The sequence below is a fragment of the Staphylococcus saprophyticus subsp. saprophyticus ATCC 15305 = NCTC 7292 genome (assembly GCF_000010125.1).
GTDB classification, from domain to species: Bacteria; Bacillota; Bacilli; order Staphylococcales; family Staphylococcaceae; genus Staphylococcus; species Staphylococcus saprophyticus.
The window spans coordinates 2172094-2191929 of the sequence record NC_007350.1 but is presented as its reverse complement, the minus strand read 5'-3'; the positions used below and the strand labels follow the sequence as shown (position 1 = coordinate 2191929).

The following is a 19836-nucleotide window of genomic DNA, read 5'->3' as shown; positions in this document are numbered from 1 at the left end:
GAATTCTAAGAAAGAATAACGTATAATGAAAAACGTAAAATAATTAAGAAAAGAAATTTGAGGAGGCCCCTAATGACTTTATTAGATGTATTACAAGAAAAACTTACGGGAAAAAACGTGAAAATCGTTTTACCAGAAGGTGAAGACGAGCGCGTATTAGAAGCGGCAACACAATTACAAGGTACTGATTATGTTTCTCCTATATTATTAGGAAATGAATCGAACATCAAAGCCTTAGCTAGTGATAAAGGTTTAGAAATTTCAGATTTAGAAATCATTGACCCAGAAACAAGCGAATTGAAACAAGAACTTGTTACTGCATTTGTTGAACGCCGTAAAGGTAAAGCGACTGAAGAACAAGCGCAAGAGATGTTGAAAGATGTTAACTACTTTGGGACAATGCTTGTTTATACTGGTAAAGCAGAAGGTTTAGTAAGTGGTGCGGCACATTCAACTGGTGATACGGTACGTCCAGCGTTACAAATCATCAAAACAAAACCAGGTGTCTCTAAAACTTCTGGTATTTTCTTCATGATTAAAGACGATAAACAATATATCTTTGGAGATTGTGCAATCAATCCAACACTTGAAGCACAAGATTTAGCAGAAATAGCTGTGGAAAGTGCAAAATCTGCTAAAAGCTTTGGCATGTCACCACGCGTTGCAATGTTAAGCTTCTCAACTAAAGGTTCTGCAAAATCTGACGATGTTGAAAAAGTTGCAACTGCTGTTAACTTAGCTCAAGAGAAAATTGAAGCAGATCATTTAGAAGATGTTGTTGTAGATGGTGAATTCCAATTTGACGCAGCAATTGTACCTGAAGTTGCTAAGAAAAAAGCACCTGATGCAAAAATTCAAGGCGATGCAAATGTATTCGTATTCCCAAGCTTAGAAGCAGGTAATATTGGTTACAAAATTGCACAACGTTTAGGCGGATTTGATGCAGTAGGTCCAGTATTACAAGGTCTTAATTCTCCAGTGAATGATTTATCACGTGGCTGTTCTAAAGAAGACGTGTATAATTTATCAATCATTACTGCAGCACAATCATTGCAATAATGGATTTAGCAAGTAAATATTTTAATGGTATAGATTGGCGTTATATTGATCATTCCTCAGGATTAGAACCAATGCAGTCTTTTGCATTTGATGATACTTTTTCAGAAAGTGTTGGAAAAGATTTATCGTGTAGTGTAGTTCGAACGTGGGTACATCAGCATACTGTTATACTGGGGATCCATGATTCAAGATTGCCTCATTTACAAGAGGGGATTCGCTACCTCACAGAAGAGCGCGGTTACAATGCAATCGTTAGAAATTCTGGAGGTCTTGGTGTTGTATTAGATCAAGGCGTACTTAATATATCGCTGCTCTTTAAAGGTAAACATGATATTACCATTGATGAAGCTTTTACTGTAATGTATTTATTAATTGCAAAAATGTTTGAAGATGAAGATGTAGATATCGACACACATGAAATCGAAAGATCCTATTGTCCCGGTAAATTTGATTTGAGTATTAATGGTAAGAAATTTGCTGGTATTTCTCAAAGACGCGTCCGTGGTGGAATAGCAGTGCAAGTTTATCTCTGTGTGGAAGGTGATGGTAGTGAACGTGCTGATATGATGAAATCATTTTATGCGCGTGCGTTACAAGGTGAAGAAACAAAATTCACATACCCTGACATTGAACCGCAATGCATGGCCTCGCTTGAAACATTATTAGGCAGAACGATTACTGTGCAAGATGTCATGTTTCAATTATTATACGCAATTAAAGATTTAGGTGGCCGTCTGAATATGAACCCTATTACCGATGAAGAATGGTTAAGTTATGAAGGTTATTTTGAAAAAATGATTGAACGTAATGCGAAAATAAACCGCTCTATGGATTGACGTTAATTAAAGAACAGGTGAGATACTTCAAATCGAAGTAATTCACCTGTTCTTTTTGTTTTGCGGATTTCAGCATAATTTGTGGTAATGGATTTTTATATCTGTTGAATTATAGAAATGAAATAAGTAATATAGTGAAAGTATGGTTAAAAAATGCAGTACTAATAAAATTCCTTGAATTTAACGTGAGTTTTTTGAATATATGGCTAGTGCGTTTTATAATAGGGAAGTATTGAAAATAATTAGTAGCTGGTGTTAACTTTTTGTAACAACGATTTACAGAGCATTTGAATCATTAATTTCAAGTCCTTTGCTAAAATAATGCATCTATGACTAGAGTCGTATGGTAATATATGAAATTTATGAGATAATGTGTAATGGTATGTGCAAAAATAGAAAAAGAACGATTGTTTTAGAATGAATATTAAAGATGCTTTAAATAATTAAGCGAGGCATCGTTAATGAACGCTGTGAAAACAGTTTATTTCCCAGGGAATATAGTTCATTGCATAAGCAGAATTAGAATGCGGGTATACACAAAAAAGGTGTAGTACACAGAAAATATAAAATTAAAGAAAATACTAAAGGTGATTGAAAATATGGCACAACAAGGATACGGGGAAGCGAATGGAAAGGTAATTTTAATAGGCGAACATGCTGTTACATTTGGCGAACCAGCTATTGCAATTCCATTTACAACTGGAAAAGTTAAAGCGAAAATAGAATCTCTAGAGACAACAAACGCTTCATATATAAAAAGTGATGTATACGATGGAGAATTACAAAAGGCACCAGAGCATTTGAAAGCAGTGATTACACGTTTTATTGAAAAATATAAGATAGCGACGCCTATTAAAGTTTCAATCGATACGAACTTGCCACCTTCTAGAGGATTAGGTTCTAGTGCTGCGATGGCAGTCGCTTTTGTGCGTGCAAGTTTTGATTATTTGGATGAGCCACTATCGGATGAAATGTTAATAGAAGAAGCAAATTGGGCTGAACGCATTGCTCACGGTAAGCCGAGTGGTATAGATACACAAACAATCGTCTCAAATAAACCCGTATGGTTCAAACAAGGTAAGGTTACAACATTGAAACCTTTAGATTTAAATGGTTATATGGTAGTTATCGATACTGGTGTTCGAGGTTCTACTAAACAAGCTGTTGAAGATGTACACCAATTATGTGAAGGTGATAGTACATATCTGCAATATGTTGAACATATTGGTAAACTTGTACATGAAGCAAGTGAATCAATTGAACATCATAATTTTGAACAATTAGCTAAGGTGTTTAATCTGTGTCAAAAAAATTTAAGAACACTTACAGTCAGTCATGACAAAATAGAAGAAATATTAGATGCCAGTAAGGCGCAAGGTGCGATTGCAGGTAAACTAACTGGCGGTGGCCGTGGTGGAAGTATGATTGTACTTGCAACTAATGAAGAGACAGCTAAGCGTATTGCAGAAAGTGCAACGCAATTAGGTGCGCATCATACATGGATTGAATATTTAGGAGGGTAATGAAGTTGGTGAATAGTGGTAAGGCACGTGCACATACAAATATTGCACTGATTAAGTATTGGGGAAAGGCTGACGAAACATATATTATTCCAATGAATAATAGTTTATCTGTTGCGTTAGAACGCTTTTATACTGAAACGAAAGTTACGTTTGATGAGAGCTATACGAAAGATACACTTATACTAAATGGTGAAACAGTTACTGCAAGTGAATCAGCTAAAATTAGTCGTTTTATGGATATTGTTAGAGCGACATCAGGCACAACAATGTTTGCATATATAGAGAGCGACAATCATGTTCCGACTGCTGCTGGTTTAGCATCATCAGCAAGTGCGTATGCCGCATTAGCAGCTGCTTGTGACAAGGCTTTAAACCTTGGATTAACGGGTAAAGGATTATCTAGGTTAGCACGTAGAGGCTCTGGGTCAGCATCAAGAAGCATCTACGGTGGCTTTGTAGAATGGGAAAAAGGGCATGATGATGAATCATCGTACAGTTTTCCCATTGAAGCAGATCATTGGGAACAAGAGTTGGCAATGATTTTTGTAGTTATTAATAATAAAACAAAAAAAGTATCGAGTCGTGCCGGTATGTCACATACACGTGATACATCTCGCTTTTATCAATATTGGTTAAATCATGTAGATGAAGACATAGCGTCAGTTAAGCATGCGATTGAGCGAAAAGACTTTATGCAAATGGGTGAAGTCATTGAAGCTAATGGTTTACGTATGCATGCTACCAATTTAGGTGCACAACCTCCATTTACTTATATGGTTGAGGATAGCTATCTTGCGATGGATATTGTTGATCAGTGTAGAAAAGCTGGTTATCCATGTTATTTTACAATGGATGCAGGACCTAATGTGAAAATTTTAGTAGAAAAGAAAAATCAACAAGCAGTTATTGATGCTCTACATAAATCTTTTGATAAAGATCAAATTATTGCAAGTGACATTATAAGTACAGGCGTTGAAATTATTGAGTAAGGAAGAGATAACATGATTCAAGTAAAAGCACCAGGTAAACTCTATATTGCAGGTGAATATGCAGTTACTGAACCAGGATATAAATCCGTATTAATTGCGGTTGATCGATTTGTAACTGCTTCAATTGAAGACTCAAATGCCCCTCAAGGTACCATACATTCTAAAACACTACATCATGATCCAGTGACTTTTCAAAGAAGAGAAGATCAAATCGTCGTATCCGATGTACATGCGGCGAAACAACTTAAATATGTCATTACAGCAATTGAAGTATTTGAACAATATGTGCGCAGTAACCATATCAGTTTAAAACATTTCAATTTAACGATTGATAGTAATTTAGATGACGCAAATGGCCATAAATACGGGTTAGGTTCAAGTGCAGCCGTGCTTGTTTCTGTAGTTAAAGTTTTGAATGAGTTTTATGAAACGCATTTATCAAATCTTTATATTTATAAACTAGCGGTAATCGCGAATATGAAATTGCAGAGTTTAAGTTCATGTGGTGACATCGCTGTTAGTATTTACACTGGTTGGTTAGCGTACAGTACATTTGATCATGAGTGGGTCTCTCAACAAATTGAAGATACATCTGTTAATGAAGTATTGAATAAAAACTGGCCAGGTCTGCATATTGAACCGTTGCAACCACCAGAAAATATGGAAGTATTGATTGGTTGGACAGGATCTCCTGCATCGTCTCATCATTTAGTGAGTGAAGTGAAACGCTTGAAGTCAGATCCAACGTTTTATGGTAAGTTTTTAGAACGTTCCCACCTATGTGTTGAAAAGTTGATTCATGCTTTTAAAACAAACCACATTAAAGGTGTACAACAAATGATTCGTACCAATCGCGAAATTATTCAATCTATGGATAAAGAAGCTACGATAGATATAGAAACGGCACATCTCAAAGTGTTGTGTTCTGTAGCAGAAAAATATGGCGGTGCTGCTAAAACCTCTGGTGCAGGTGGCGGTGACTGTGGTATTACGATTATAAATAGTGATGTTAATAAGAAATTGATATATCAAGAATGGTTAGAGAATGAAGTGAAACCATTAGAATTTAATATTTATCATGGTCAATAAAGTCATGACAACTTGAGCAGTATACTAATCTACAGATTAGGTACTGTTTTTATTATATATAAATTAAACGAAGACGGGACGTTAGTCTGTGAAATCTCTATATAAACTTGAAATTTTAATAAAATAGAGTAAAATAATTAGAGTTGTAAAATCTAAAATACATATTAAGTAAGGCATCATAAACCTTATGATGATACATATAAATGAATGTTTACATTGTGAAATGATATTTAAGCTGTTTTGATAAACTGTAAACCATAAGAAAGGAATGGGTGTAGTTGCAAAATAAATTTTTAATTTGTGATGATTGCCAAGGGGTAAACTGTAAGTCATTAGAAAAAAAGTTAACGAAATTAGATCCTGAAGCTGAAATAGAAATTGGCTGTCAGTCGTATTGTGGACCGGGTCGCCGAAAAACGTTTGCTTTTGTTAATAATCGTCCACTCGCTGCACTCACAGAAGATGAACTTATGGAAAAAGTGGAAAAACAATTACAGAAACCGAGAGACCATGAAGAAGAAGAACGATTAAGAAAACGTAATGAAGAACGTAAACGTCGTAAAGAAGAACAAGATAGAAAATTAAAAGAAAAGTTAGCGCAAAGAAAACATAAATAATAGCTGGGAAGGCTTTAATAAAATAAAGTACGAAAATAAAATGAATACTATATAGTTCAAAAGCCTTACGTGGATGGGATTACGAAATCAACAAATTATATTTGATGCCGTAATCCCATTTTTTCAATATACGCTTTTAAAGAACATAATAGGTATGAAAATTTGATGTCGTAATCAAGCAAATATGTTTAGTTTTATAGCGTAATCATGCTAAATTTTAAATAGATATCATATTAGATAATATCTATTACTTACGTTTTTATTTTAAATATAAAGAAAAAGGGTAGAGTATAACTACTTGTAAAAATAACAGTGATATATGGTTAAATCAATTGCTGTGGATAGCACATACATCGCTATGTGTAAAATATAAGAGAATTATAAAAGGAGTTGGGCTAGATTGACTAAGAAAACAAAGATTGGTAAGTCAAATGTTGAAGTAACACCTATCGCATTAGGTGCAAATGCAGTAGGTGGACATAATTTCTATAATGATTTAGATGAAGAACAAGGTAAAGAAACCGTACGTACCGCAGTGAGAAATGGTATAACGTTGATAGATACAGCTTATATTTATGGACCAGAGCGTTCAGAAGAACTCGTTGGTGAAGCGGTCAAAGAATTTGGTAGAGATGATTTTGCAATTGCTACTAAAGGCGCACACTATTTTGATGATGATGGTAATGTAAAATATTCAAATGATCCTCAATTTTTAAAAGATCAGGTTGAGCAAAGTTTAAAACGTCTGCAGTTAGATTATATTGATTTATATTATATACATTTTCCGGATGAGAACACGCCTAAGAATGAAGCTGTCGCTGCACTAAAAGAGCTCAAAGATGAAGGTAAGATCAAAGCGATTGGGGTGTCCAATTTCAATTTAGAACAATTAAAAGAAGCGAATAAAGATGGCTTGGTAGATGTTGTACAAATGGAATATAATTTATTAAATCGTGAAAATGAGCATATTTTCGAATATACTTCAGAACACGGTATCACGTTTATTCCATATTTCCCACTCGTTTCTGGTTTATTAGCAGGTAAATATAATGAGAATTCAACATTTGATGATATTCGTGCTAAAAATCCAGAATTTCAAGGTGAAAAATTCAAAGAAAATTTAGAGAAAATTGATCAACTACGTGATATTGCTGATAATCACAGAGTGGATGTTGCACACATTGTGTTGGCATTTTATTTAACAAAACCGTCATTAGATATTGTTATTCCAGGTGCTAAGCGTCCAAATCAAGTCGTTGATAATTTAACAACTTTAGATGTTGAATTAACTGAAGAAGAGATTGAAAAAATCGAAAAATTATTTCCTATAAAATAAAAAAATAAAAGTAGATGAACATGTATTATGTTTATCTACTTTTTATATTTATAAAGATGTTTTTAAAAATATACATTTATAGTAGGGGTTATAAGTTCAATTCTTGAGCAAATAATTTAATTTATTATTCTATTTTAAGTAAACTGTTTAGTAATTGTACTTTTTAGTGTAGAATTATTAATTAAGTTTAATGATTTTATGGAAATGTATATTTATAATTTTTGAAGGGAATATAAAATGAGTAGTAGAAGGAGATTAATATGATCACAGTTTTATTTGGAGGCAGTCGACCAGAAGGGAACACTGCACGTTTAACTAAGATGGCCATAGCTGGATACGACTACGAATGGATAGACTTAACGCAATATCAATTAAATCCGGTTAGAGACTATAGACACGAAGACAAAAGCATAGATTCATATGCGGATGACTATAAGACGCTTATAGATAAAGTATTAGCAAGTGACACAGTTATAATTGCTTCGCCAGTTTATTGGTATAGTTTATCGGCATCAATGAAGGCATTTTTTGATCATTGGTCTGAAACTTTATTGGATTCAAATTATAAAGACTTTAAAGATAAGATGTCTAAGAAAGATTTTAGACTTATTATCGTTGGTGGTGATTGTCCTAAAGTCAAAGCCAAACCATGCATCACACAAGTTAAATATAGTTTAGAGTTTCTAGGTGCGAGTCTAGGGGGCTATATTATTGGTACAGCTGAAAGACCGGGAGATATTGAAAAAGATGTTTATGCACTGTCACGTGCAAAAGAATGGCAACAAACACTTGGGAAGAACTAAATATAACATAGATAGTTTGGGTGAATTATAATATTGCCCAAGCTATTTTTATATAAATAGCTAAAGTATTTTGAATACTAAAATTATGATATAATGTAGCTATTATGACCTATCTAAATAGGGGGAGAACAACATGCATAAAATTAGAAAAGCAACACCGAAAGATGTTGTAGGCATCAGAGATGTAGCAACAAAAGCTTGGTATAATACGTACATGAATATTTATGCGGCTAAAACTGTAAATGAGTTATTGGCTGCTTCATATAATGAACAACATTTATTAAAACGATTGGAAGATCAATTGTTTTTAGTCGTAGAAGAAGATGAAAATATTATTGGTTTTGCGAATTTTATTTATGGTTCTGAATTATTTTTATCAGCACATTATGTAAGTCCATTGTGGCAACATCATGGCTATGGTTCTGAATTATTAACTGAAGGTTTAAGTTATTTCAACGATGAATATAAAGAAGTCTTCTTAGAAGTCGATAATAAGAATGATGAAGCTGTTTCGTTTTATGAGCAAAAAGGCTTTGAAAAATTACGTTCATATACGCATGTTATGTATGGTGAAGCCATGGATTTAGCGTTAATGCGTAAGACAATAAATTAGTCTGCATAAGTATAGGATATGGATAGGAGGACTACATTGACATTTACAACATATGCTACACAAAAATTACCAGAAGAAAAAGTGTTTAAAGATCCAATTCATAGGTATATCCATGTCAGAGATCAAGTGATTTGGGATTTGATTAAGACGAAAGAATTCCAAAGACTAAGACGTATAAAGCAATTAGGCACATTATATCTTTCATTCCATACGGCAGAACATAGTAGATTTGGCCACTCGTTGGGTGTATATGAAATTGTACGTAGGTTAATTGATGATTCATTTAATGGAAGAGAAGCATGGAATAACGAAGATCGCCCGTTAGCCTTATGTGCAGCATTATTACATGATTTAGGACATGGGCCTTTTTCTCATAGTTTCGAAAAGATATTTAACACGGATCATGAAGCATTTACACAGGCAATTATTACGGGTCCGACGGAAGTTAACGAAGTATTAAGTCGTGTTTCGGATGATTTTCCACAACAAGTTGCAGATGTTATTAATAAAACACACGATAACAAATTAGTCATCTCCATGATATCTTCACAAATTGATGCTGATAGAATGGATTATTTACAAAGAGATGCTTATTTTACCGGTGTATCATACGGAGAATTTGATATGGAACGTATCTTGAGATTGATGCGTCCATCTAAAGATGAAGTGTTGATTAAAGAAAGTGGTATGCACGCAGTAGAGAACTTTATCATGAGTCGCTATCAAATGTATTGGCAAATTTATTTTCACCCAGTCAGTAGAGGGGGAGAAGTGTTATTAAATAATTGTTTGAAACGTGCGAAATACTTGTACAATGAAGGCTATACTTTTAAAATGTATCCAACAGATTTCGTACCATTTTTCGAAGAATCCATGACAATTGAACAATATGTAGATTTAGATGAAGCGGTTGTCTTATATTACTTAAAGGCATGGGTGAAAGAAGAAGATCCCATCTTGAGTGATTTATCACGACGTTTTATCAATCGAGATTTATTAAAATATATGCCTTTTGATGGTTCGATTATAACAATCTCAGAATTAACTGATTTGTTTATTCAAGCAGATATAGATCCGAATTATTATTTTGTCAGTGAGTCCTTCTCAGATTTACCATATGATTATGATAGACCTGGATCAAATAGACAGCCGATTCATTTACTAAAACGTAATGGAAAAATTCGTGAAATTAGTAGTCAATCATTGGTTATCCATAGTATTACAGGAATTAATCGAGAAGATTATAAATTATATTATCCAAAAGAACTCATTGCGGATATTGAAGATGATCATGTAAAAAATGCAATTAATAGTATATTAGATGAATTGAATTCATAATATGATAACAGGTAAAATGAAATAAATGACTTAGATAATTTGGGAGGTGCACGTGAGTGGCTGAAAATAAAGGATTTAAATTTAACATTATTAAGAATGACCCACTTGATGGGCACAAAGGTACTAATATAGGTTCTATCAGTTTGGATAATGTGGCGCCTGTCTTTATTGATGTTCAAAATAAAGAAGCCTTTATTGATATTGGTGGTATGCACGCACGTTCAAGTGTAGAAAAAGGTGTTAAATGGATTAAAGAGAAAGAAGTCGTAGAAGGTGACGAAGCCAAGGAATATTGGTTATGCTGGGTTACGACTGAAAGAGGCGAAAATGGACCTTACTATGCTGGCGTGACAGGATGTTATTTATTAGTGAATAAGAGCATTCGCAGAGGTTACAAAAGCATGCCTGAACATGTTAATATGATGGATAAATCAATGAAACATCAAATCGATATAGATCATATTGGTGAGGACAATAAAGCAGTTTTGAAAGATTTTCTACAAACACATGATTTAGCTATGTGGAATAATTCAGATAAAGCATTACATGAAGCATTAGCAAGTAAATAATAAGTATAGGGATGTAGGACAGAAAGTGAATTTTAAATAATCTTTCATAGCCCTACGTATCCTATTAAGCCACAGATGCTTGATACCATATTTTCCCTAATTAAAGGGCATGTATAAGAACTACTAAAATTTTGAGTGGATTACATGTGCAAATGCTCATGCATAAGAACTACTAGAATGGTTAAGGATTACGTGCGCTAAAACGAATGCATAAGAACTACTCATTCACATAAAATGTGAAAGTAGTTCTGAAAAACAGCTTTAAAGAGGTTTAGACTATCAAAGTCTGAACCTCTTTTTTAATGTCATATGTTATTACAAATAATTGGATTTTAGCTATGTAACATAACATCCTTAAAAACGATTTATCAACTGTATAGCGACTATCAAGTATGCTATAATGGTTTGTATTATTTTAAAAGATTAGGGTGAAACGTACATTGGAAAACAATGTTAATATCCAAACGAAACAAGTTGTTAAACAATTTGATAATAAAGAGAAATTTACAGCAAATACGCAAGGGCATTGGCAAAAACGTAATGCAGAATTTATACGTTATCAAGAAGAAATTGATGGTGTTGCTGTCAATGTAACTGTTAAAATTGAAGAAACAGGTGTGAAAATCATTCGTAAGGGTGAAATCAAAATGAACCTCCATTTTGTAGAAGGTGAAGATACGATTACTTTGTATGAAATTACTGGAGGACGTATACCTTTAACTGTGCGAACACATTCTATTCTGCATTTTGTAACGGAACATGGTGGTAAATTAAAAGTGCATTATGATTTAATACAAGATGATGAAAAAATGGGATCTTACCAATATGAAATTACTTATAAGGAGCAGTCTTAAATGAATATAATTGATCAAGTGAAACAAACGTTGATTGAAGAAATTAACCACAGTATTCAAAAAGCAGCGTTAGCTGAGGCAAGTGATATACCAGATATTAAAATAGAAATACCTAAAGACGATGCAAATGGTGATTATTCTACAAACATCGCGATGGTATTGACGAAAATAGCAAAGCGTAATCCTCGTGAAATTGCGCAAGCGATTGTCGATCATTTAGATACGACAGCTGCTAATGTTGAAAAAGTTCAAATTGCAGGACCTGGATTTATTAATTTCTACTTAGATAATGCTTATTTAACTGAAGTTATCTCAGAGGCTATAGATAAAGATGAAAAATTTGGTAGCACTGCCGAACAAAATGGCAAAAATATATTATTAGAATATGTGTCAGCTAACCCAACTGGAGATCTACATATTGGCCACGCACGTAACGCTGCTGTAGGTGATACACTTGCTAATATTTTAACTGCGGCTGGTTATCATGTAACTAGAGAATATTATGTGAATGATGCGGGTAATCAAATTACGAATTTAGCGCGTTCAATAGAAGCACGTTATTTTGAAGCGCTTGGAGATGATTCATTTGAAATGCCTGAGGGTGGCTATCATGGTAAAGACATCATTAATATTGGTAAAGATTTAGCCGAAAAACAACCTGAACTTAAAGATTTGTCAGAAGATGAACGTATTAAGACATTTAGAAAATTGGGCGTAGATTATGAAATGGAAAAATTAAGAACAGATTTATCTGATTTTAATACGCATTTTGATAATTGGTTTAGTGAAACGTCTTTATACGAAAAAGGTGAAATTACAGAAGTATTAAACAAAATGTCTGAGCTTGGCTACACATATGAACAAGATGGTGCAACGTGGTTGCGTACGACAGATTTTAAAGATGACAAAGACAGAGTGTTAATTAAAAATGATGGCAATTATACGTATTTCTTACCAGACATTGCATATCATTTTGATAAAATCAAACGTGGTAACGATACGTTAATTAATTTATTTGGTGCGGATCATCATGGGTATATCAATCGTCTTAAGGCTTCATTAGAAACGTTTGGTGTTGAAAGTGACCGTCTTGAAATACAAATCATGCAAATGGTTCGTTTAATGCAAGATGGACAAGAAGTTAAGATGAGCAAACGTACTGGGAATGCAATCACGTTACGAGAAATTATGGATGAAGTTGGCGTAGACGCAGCACGTTATTTCCTCACAATGCGTAGCCCTGACACACACTTTGATTTCGATATGGAACTTGCGAAACAAGAATCACAAGATAATCCAGTTTACTATGCACAATATGCACATGCGCGTATTTGTTCTATATTGAAACAAGCTGCTGAAAGAGGTATTACACCATCTAAAGATGCGGATTATACCTTGATTACAAATGATAAAGCGATTGATTTATTGAAGAAAGTTGCTGAATTTGAAACAACAATTCAAAGTGCGGCTGCCAATAGAGCACCACATAGAATTACAAACTATATTCAAGATTTAGCATCACACTTCCATAAATTTTATAATGCTGAAAAAGTATTAACAGATGATGTTGAAAAAACAAAAGCATTGATTGCACTTATAGATGCAGTAAGAATTACGTTGCGTAATGCGCTAAGTTTAGTTGGTGTAAATGCACCAGAAACAATGTAAACGGAAAGTGTAATGGTTGAGAGCTAGTATTAGGTTTGTCATGGATGAAGAGAGATGTTTCATTCAAGTGACAAATCTTACTAGCTCTTTTTGTTAGTGAAAATAAGCGTGCAAATGAGGTGTTTAAAATGACATTGGATACAGAAAGTTTATATCGCATTTTATATAAGCATATGGGGCCACAAGGTTGGTGGCCTGCAGATTCAAAAATAGAAATCATTTTGGGAGCGATTTTAGTTCAAAATACGAATTGGCGAAACGCAGCCTATGCCATTGATTCATTAAAACAAGCTACTCTATTGGATCCACACCATATCTTGAATTTAGAATTAGAAGATCTACAAACATTAATTAAGTCGAGTGGATTTTATAAAAATAAAGCGAAAACCATACTGGCATTACTAAGTTGGTTGCATCAATACGATTTTGACTATAAAGCCATTGCTGATAAATATCATACTAATCTTAGAGACCAGTTGTTGCATATAAAAGGTGTTGGAAGTGAAACAGCCGATGTACTCATCGTTTATGTATTTGAAGGTATCGAATACATACCTGACAGTTACACAAGAAGAATTTATCGTTTACTCGGATATGAACATACAGAACAATATGACAAATTGAAACGCAACGTATCATTACCTGAAACCTTTACGAACCAAGATGCAAATGAATTTCATGCTTTATTGGATAATTTTGGAAAAAATTATTTTAACGGCAATGCCTCACATCAATATACATTTTTAGATGAATACTTTGAATACAATGACTAAAATGATATAGAAATTAGACTCTAATCAGTATTAATTAAGGGTTATCATCAATCAAATAATAGAAAGTTTATATATATGTGTAGCTTAAAAAATTAAATTAAATAGTTACTTTTAAAAATAATAGTAAAAAGCGCATGAAAATTTGATATGATTAAAGCAAATCATAAACTAGGAGATTATATCATGAAAAAGCAATTTAAAGTCATTTATCTTTTTATTATTTTAGCTGTTATATTGGCTGCATGTAGTACCAATTCTGACAAATCCACTAAAAACGAGCAGTCAGAAAAATCATATGACAGAATTATTTCTCTTATTCCTAGTAATACGGAAATATTGTATGAATTAGGTCTAGGAGATAAAGTGGTCGGTGTATCAACTGTAGATGACTATCCGAAAGAGGTAAAAGATAAAAAACAGTTTGATGCTATGAAATTAAATAAAGAGGCGTTATTAAAGGCTAAACCTGATTTAATACTCGCACATGAATCTCAGAAATCAACAGATGGTAAAGTACTGAATGGATTGAAAGACAGTGGTGTTAAAGTGGTCTATGTTAAAGATGCACAATCTATTGATGAGATGTATGAAACTTTTAAGCAGGTCGGTAAAGTGACAGGTAAAGAAAAAGAAGCCAATGCGTTAGTGAAAGAGACTAAAAATAATATTAAAAAAGTTGTGAATTCAGTGCCAAAAGACGCAAAATCTCAAAAGGTTTTTATGGAAGTATCTTCAGAACCTGAGATTTATACGGCAGGAAAAAATACATTTTTTGATGATATGTTGAAGCAACTGAAAGCTAAAAATAGCTTTTCAAATCTAGATGGTTGGCAAAAAGTTAGCAAAGAAGCAATTATTAAGAAAAATCCAGATGTGATGATTTCAACGATGGGTATTTCAGAAAAAGATTATCAACAAATTATCGACAAGAGAGGCGGATTTGAATCATTAAATGCTGTGCAAAAAGGTAGAATTGAAGCGGTGAATGGTGATCAAATTTCTCGACCAGGACCTCGTATTGATGATGGTCTCAAAGCTTTAAGAGATGCAATTTATAATGAAAAATAGACAGTATAGTGAGTTCTAATTAAAAAGATTATTTAAGTAACACCCTGAAGTTTGTTTGTACATACTTTTCAGGGTGTTTTTTCTGATTAATAATTTATAATAAATGAGATAGTGTTCGATGTGTTCAGATGGTATTGTAGGAGAGTGAAGATTTATTTGAAAGTGTGGCAAAAACATGAAGTATACTAAAACAATGTGTTTATGGATTGTGTTCATTATCATTAGTTTATTGCTGAGCTTATTTTGGGGTTTGGGTGATATAAGTGATACGCTATCACAAACAATATTATATCAAGTAAGAATTCCACGTACTTTACAAGCCTTGTTAGCCGGTGTTGGTTTAACACTTGCTGGACATATGTTTCAAACATTGTTGAACAACCCGCTTGCAGATAGTTTTACATTAGGATTGGCAAGTGGTGCTACATTTGGATCTGGGCTAGCTGTCGTTATAGGCGTTTCATTTATTTGGTTACCTATATTTTCAGTGTTATTTAGCATAATGACTTTAATACTGGTTATTGTACTAACCAGTGTAATGTCTAGAGGGTATCCGGTTAGAACACTAATCTTGGCTGGCATAATGATTGGTGCATTATTTAATGCATTTTTATATGTGCTCATTATTTTTAATCAAGAAAAAATGAACAATATCGTTAATTATATGTTTGGTGGCTTCTCATCTGCAGAATATAACGAAGTGATTTATATCGGTATTGTATTATCCATAGGTATGATAATTTTATTGAGTTTGGTGTCAAAAATTAAAATATTACAGCTTGGTGATTTACGAGCTCAGTCATTGGGGCTTAATGTGCGTAGTGTAACGTATAGTGTCTTGTTAATCGCCTCCATCATAACTGCCGTCATTGTTGCATATGTAGGTGTTATTGGATTTATTGGGATGGTTATTCCACAGCTCGTACGAAGAAGTCGCGCACATTATAATCTAAGACAACAAATGTTATTGAATATTGTGATTGGTGGTACAATTATGGTACTTTCAGATTGGTTAGGTAGTGTCGTATTAGACCCTTTCCAAGTACCAGCTAGTATTATACTCGCATTGTTGGGGATTCCCGTATTGTTTTACATTATCGCGACACAACCGCGAATGCAAGAATAGTCATTTTAAGGTAAAATAAATAAATCAGATTGCAGTAAATACAGGGAATAATATCATTTTTAATAGAGTGACATATTAATTAAAGAGGTTATGATAATGGATTTAACACAAATAAAAGCGATTGTATTTGATTTAGAAGGCACCCTTTTGGATAGAAAAAAATCACGCGAGAAATTTATAGAAGAACAATATGAGCGGTTTCATGATTATTTAGTACGTATTCAATTAGCAGATTTTAAGAGAAAATTTATAGAGTTAGACGATGATGAAGACCATGATAAACCAGAACTTTATAAAGCCATCATTAAAGATTTTCATGTCGATCGATTAACATGGAGAGACTTGTTTAATGATTTTGAAATGCATTTTTATCGATATGTGTTTCCATACTATGACACATTGTATACTTTAGAGAAATTAACAGAAAGTGGTTATCTAACAGGTGTTATCGCCAATGGCAGATCTAAAATTAAACAATACCGAATGCACGCCTTAGGTGTAGAAGATGCTATAAACTACTTATCTACTTCAGAAACAGTGGGTTATCGAAAACCACATCCGAAAATTTTTGAAGACATGCTTGATCAATTAGGTACTCAACCTGAAGAAACAATGTATGTAGGTGATGACCCATTAAATGATGTTGCGCCAGCAAGAGCAATGGGAATGGTAAGTGTGTGGTTTAAAGAAGATGATGAAGTGGATGTTGAACCATTGCCAGAAGAAGTTGATTTCACGATTAACACGACAGAAGAATTATTATCTATATTACCAATTGCAAAGAAAGGAAGAGAATAAATGAATTTATTTACAACAAGCGACGGTACTGCGCTCAATTACAGAACGAGTGGTGAAGGCAATGCAATAGTGATGATTCACACTGCATTCGATAATTTAACAGTATTTGATATGATCGAAGAAAATTTTACTGATGATAACCAAGTTATACTTGTTGATTTAAGAGGTCACGGATACTCTGACAAACCACAACATATTGATTTCAAGGAATATGCTGAAGATATTAAAGAGCTATTAGACTATTTATATGTCACACAAGCATCATTGATTGGTCATGAATTAGGAGGATCTGTTGCTAGCGCATTTGCAGCAATGTATCCAGAAATGGCTGACTCAATTACATTAGTAAATCCAACGCTGTTAAACGATATGTCTCCAGAAGAACGTTTATATCGCAGGTATGCCAATCAAATTAGAAATTGGGATAAAGAAGAACAACAGAAATTTTTAGATAAGCATTTATATTACTCAAAACGTAAAGCTAAGAAATTCTTAAAACATGTAGATAATACAAATGGTATCGCTACAGAAGCAGAATTAGAAGCAGTCAAAGATTCATTTAATGACAATAATATCATGAGTTATTTAAGTGAAATTGATTTACCTATTTTGATTATTGCTAGTCAACATGGTGAAAGAACAACCATTGTTGAAGCGAAAGAAGTGGGAGATTATATTGGTGAAGTACAATTTGAAACATTTACTGCGTCTGGATTATATCCATTTGTTGAAGAAAAAGATAAATTTGTAGATTTGGTGTTAAAATTTATCAAAGACAATGAAAAAGAATTAACATATTAACCTTCAATTCGATATGAATGAAAGTTTGTAAGTGCTGTTATGCAGCAATTTTTTATTACAAGTCGCACTGTTTTTGTAATCTTATTGTAACAATACTGTTATTTTAGTAACATTTATAGTACAATATGGGTGAGCACAAAGAAACTTATAAACAGAAGGAGAGCGTGCTTATGAAAAAATTATTTGCAGCAGTAATCGTATCGGGGTTAGCACTTTCCGGAATGAGCACAGGTAGTGTTGATGCCGCGTCAGGTAACTCTATCCAAAATGTTAAATCACTGCAACAAGGAGATACAACGTTAGAAGGTGCGAAAATCGGCGAACCTGTTCAAAACTTATTGAAATCTAATGATGTATCCGTATACTCACACAGACCGGATGGCAAAGAACATTATTATGAATTTAAAAAAGATAATGGTGTACTTGTTGTAACAGCTGACGGTAAAAAGAACAACGGTAAAATTACGCGTGTTTCTATGAGTTATAATGATACAAACGGTCCAACTTACAAAGCGGTTAAAAACATTGTTGGTAGTAATGCTGTTACACGTGAGCATTATAATAATGTAACTGGTAATTTCGGTTATGTTCAAGACAATGATTTATCATATCAATTTAGTTCTTCATCACCAAGTGATAAAAACATTAAATTGTACCGTATTGATTTGACTGAATCATAAATATCAGTGAAACAATGTAAATAGCTTATATAAGCTGAAACGCATGCGCAAATATTGCTACAATGCGTTATTGGTTACAAGCATTGCGACATTTGCATAAGAACTACTTTTTCACGAAAGAGTAGTTCTATAGAAAACGATGTATTAACGTCACTTGAGTTAGAGATAGTCGCTAACGTATAATATAAATTAGAGTCTGGGACTTATATAGTGTCTCAGACTCTAATTTATATTGGACATTAAATCATACGAATAAGCAATGGCTTGTGTATGGTAAATCAAGTGGGGTTTCGAAACCTTTATTGAAAATGAAATTATCTATCCTGTACTTGTTATTTTATTGTTAAAATCAAGTGTAGTATGAGATTATTAAAGAAACAGCTTTGATATCTCAACTACAATAGTGTTGATAGATTAAAGTGAATTTTATAAAAGGAGTCAAATATGAGAGTTAACGATAAGGTTTTAGTAGAAAATATTAATGACTATTTTACTCATAAAGGTCTTTCTCCAAACTTAATAGAAGATATTAAAGAGAAATTAAAAAAGGATTTCCAAAAATCTGAAGCCAAAGATGAAGACTATATTGAATATAGACGAAAATCACCAGCAGAAATAATACTAACGATTCAACGCAATTTATTCACACTACAACTCAATCCTATTATTTTTTTTATTGTTAATTTTATTTTACTTTCTTACTTATATGATAAGCAATATGTATCATTTCAGGCAGCTACGGGCACCTCTATTTTTTACTTTTTAATTATTTTACCAATTTCAATCTTCATATACTTGCGAATTGATTGGAAGAATTATTTATACAGTAATAAGTTTGAAATGGTGATTGGCTTAGTAGTGGCCATTGCTGCGTTTGTTCTCGTGATATTACATACATTTGATATTAATTTAGGTATTGTAGCAGTTACAATATATGCACATCAAGTCGTATTTTTTATAGGTATATTATTCAGTATTTCAGGTATTTATTTTAAAAGATTAGAGTTTACAGGAATTGGATTACTATTATGTCAAAAAACAATTGATGCGATGATTGGAAACGCGAGTATTGCACAAATTGGCTCAATCATTATTTGGATATTATTGTTAATTGTCATTATTTATTATACAATCCGCATCTCTTCTAGAAATTAATAGTATCTATGATTTAAACACTTAAATGAAGCGAACACGTTTCAGTGCTAAACACCTAAGGTATGGTGTGGCATTGGAACGTGTTTTTTTATTTATAAGCATGTATTTAATGTTAATTGAATATGGGGACATAATTTAAAA

At 33.1% G+C, this 19836-nt stretch carries 20 protein-coding genes; all 20 read left to right on the top strand.

All coding sequences use genetic code 11. From position 1 onward, the window contains the following. Nucleotides 1-72: 72 nt before the first annotated feature. The 20 genes from pta (at nt 73) to SSP_RS10535 (ending at nt 19695) form a co-directional block, all read left to right on the top strand. The gene (pta, locus tag SSP_RS10630) at nt 73-1059 is read left to right on the top strand and encodes a phosphate acetyltransferase (RefSeq protein WP_011303762.1); all 987 of its coding nucleotides are present in this window, start codon (nt 73-75) and stop codon (nt 1057-1059) included. Further along, complete coding sequence (locus SSP_RS10625; protein ID WP_011303761.1) at nt 1059-1895, top strand: lipoate--protein ligase family protein; 837 nt, start codon at nt 1059-1061, stop codon at nt 1893-1895. The genes pta and SSP_RS10625 overlap by 1 nt, the downstream gene beginning before the upstream one ends. 599 nt (nt 1896-2494) lie before the next feature. Beyond that, nucleotides 2495-3418 (top strand): mevalonate kinase, encoded by a 924-nt coding sequence (mvk, locus tag SSP_RS10620; RefSeq protein ID WP_011303760.1) that lies wholly within the window; start codon nt 2495-2497, stop codon nt 3416-3418. 5 nt (nt 3419-3423) lie between these two features. Then, on the top strand, nt 3424-4407 hold the full coding sequence (gene mvaD, locus SSP_RS10615) for a diphosphomevalonate decarboxylase (protein ID WP_011303759.1): 984 nt from the start codon (nt 3424-3426) through the stop codon (nt 4405-4407). Nucleotides 4408-4419: 12 nt separating this feature from the next. Further along, nucleotides 4420-5496: a phosphomevalonate kinase gene (locus tag SSP_RS10610; protein ID WP_011303758.1), complete on the top strand. Its 1077-nt coding sequence runs from the start codon at nt 4420-4422 to the stop codon at nt 5494-5496. Between the two features lie 278 nt (nt 5497-5774). After that, nucleotides 5775-6113 carry a DUF1450 domain-containing protein gene (locus SSP_RS10605; protein WP_011303757.1) on the top strand — a complete coding sequence of 113 codons (339 nt, stop codon included), beginning with the start codon at nt 5775-5777 and terminating at the stop codon, nt 6111-6113. A 400-nt stretch (nt 6114-6513) separates the two neighbouring features. Beyond that, nucleotides 6514-7449: an aldo/keto reductase gene (locus SSP_RS10600; RefSeq protein ID WP_011303756.1), complete on the top strand. Its 936-nt coding sequence runs from the start codon at nt 6514-6516 to the stop codon at nt 7447-7449. Nucleotides 7450-7709: 260 nt separating this feature from the next. Beyond that, nucleotides 7710-8252 (top strand): flavodoxin family protein, encoded by a 543-nt coding sequence (locus SSP_RS10595; RefSeq protein ID WP_011303755.1) that lies wholly within the window; start codon nt 7710-7712, stop codon nt 8250-8252. Between the two features lie 133 nt (nt 8253-8385). Further along, nucleotides 8386-8865 carry a GNAT family N-acetyltransferase gene (locus SSP_RS10590; RefSeq protein WP_011303754.1) on the top strand — a complete coding sequence of 160 codons (480 nt, stop codon included), beginning with the start codon at nt 8386-8388 and terminating at the stop codon, nt 8863-8865. Nucleotides 8866-8901: 36 nt separating this feature from the next. Beyond that, the gene (locus tag SSP_RS10585; protein WP_002484055.1) at nt 8902-10203 is read left to right on the top strand and encodes an HD domain-containing protein; all 1302 of its coding nucleotides are present in this window, start codon (nt 8902-8904) and stop codon (nt 10201-10203) included. Between the two features lie 56 nt (nt 10204-10259). Beyond that, a complete protein-coding gene (locus tag SSP_RS10580) occupies nt 10260-10772 on the top strand; it encodes a YwhD family protein (RefSeq protein ID WP_011303753.1) in 513 nt (170 codons plus the stop codon). Nucleotides 10773-11212: 440 nt separating this feature from the next. Further along, nucleotides 11213-11626, top strand: a complete 414-nt coding sequence (locus SSP_RS10575) for a DUF1934 domain-containing protein (protein WP_011303752.1) — start codon at nt 11213-11215, stop codon at nt 11624-11626. Beyond that, the gene (gene argS, locus SSP_RS10570) at nt 11627-13294 is read left to right on the top strand and encodes an arginine--tRNA ligase (RefSeq protein ID WP_011303751.1); all 1668 of its coding nucleotides are present in this window, start codon (nt 11627-11629) and stop codon (nt 13292-13294) included. Nucleotides 13295-13422: 128 nt separating this feature from the next. Then, entirely contained in the window at nt 13423-14067 is a 645-nt protein-coding gene (locus SSP_RS10565; RefSeq protein ID WP_011303750.1) for an endonuclease III domain-containing protein, read from the top strand. 183 nt (nt 14068-14250) lie between these two features. Continuing rightward, nucleotides 14251-15135 (top strand): ABC transporter substrate-binding protein, encoded by an 885-nt coding sequence (locus tag SSP_RS10560; protein WP_011303749.1) that lies wholly within the window; start codon nt 14251-14253, stop codon nt 15133-15135. 175 nt (nt 15136-15310) lie between these two features. Continuing rightward, nucleotides 15311-16261 carry a FecCD family ABC transporter permease gene (locus SSP_RS10555; protein WP_011303748.1) on the top strand — a complete coding sequence of 317 codons (951 nt, stop codon included), beginning with the start codon at nt 15311-15313 and terminating at the stop codon, nt 16259-16261. Between the two features lie 96 nt (nt 16262-16357). After that, on the top strand, nt 16358-17059 hold the full coding sequence (locus SSP_RS10550) for an HAD family hydrolase (RefSeq protein WP_011303747.1): 702 nt from the start codon (nt 16358-16360) through the stop codon (nt 17057-17059). After that, the gene (locus tag SSP_RS10545; RefSeq protein WP_011303746.1) at nt 17060-17860 is read left to right on the top strand and encodes an alpha/beta fold hydrolase; all 801 of its coding nucleotides are present in this window, start codon (nt 17060-17062) and stop codon (nt 17858-17860) included. Between the two features lie 170 nt (nt 17861-18030). Beyond that, nucleotides 18031-18540, top strand: coding sequence for an SA0570 family protein (locus SSP_RS10540; protein WP_011303745.1), 510 nt, complete (start codon nt 18031-18033; stop codon nt 18538-18540). A 444-nt stretch (nt 18541-18984) separates the two neighbouring features. Beyond that, on the top strand, nt 18985-19695 hold the full coding sequence (locus SSP_RS10535; protein ID WP_011303744.1) for a membrane protein: 711 nt from the start codon (nt 18985-18987) through the stop codon (nt 19693-19695). Nucleotides 19696-19836: the final 141 nt, after the last annotated feature.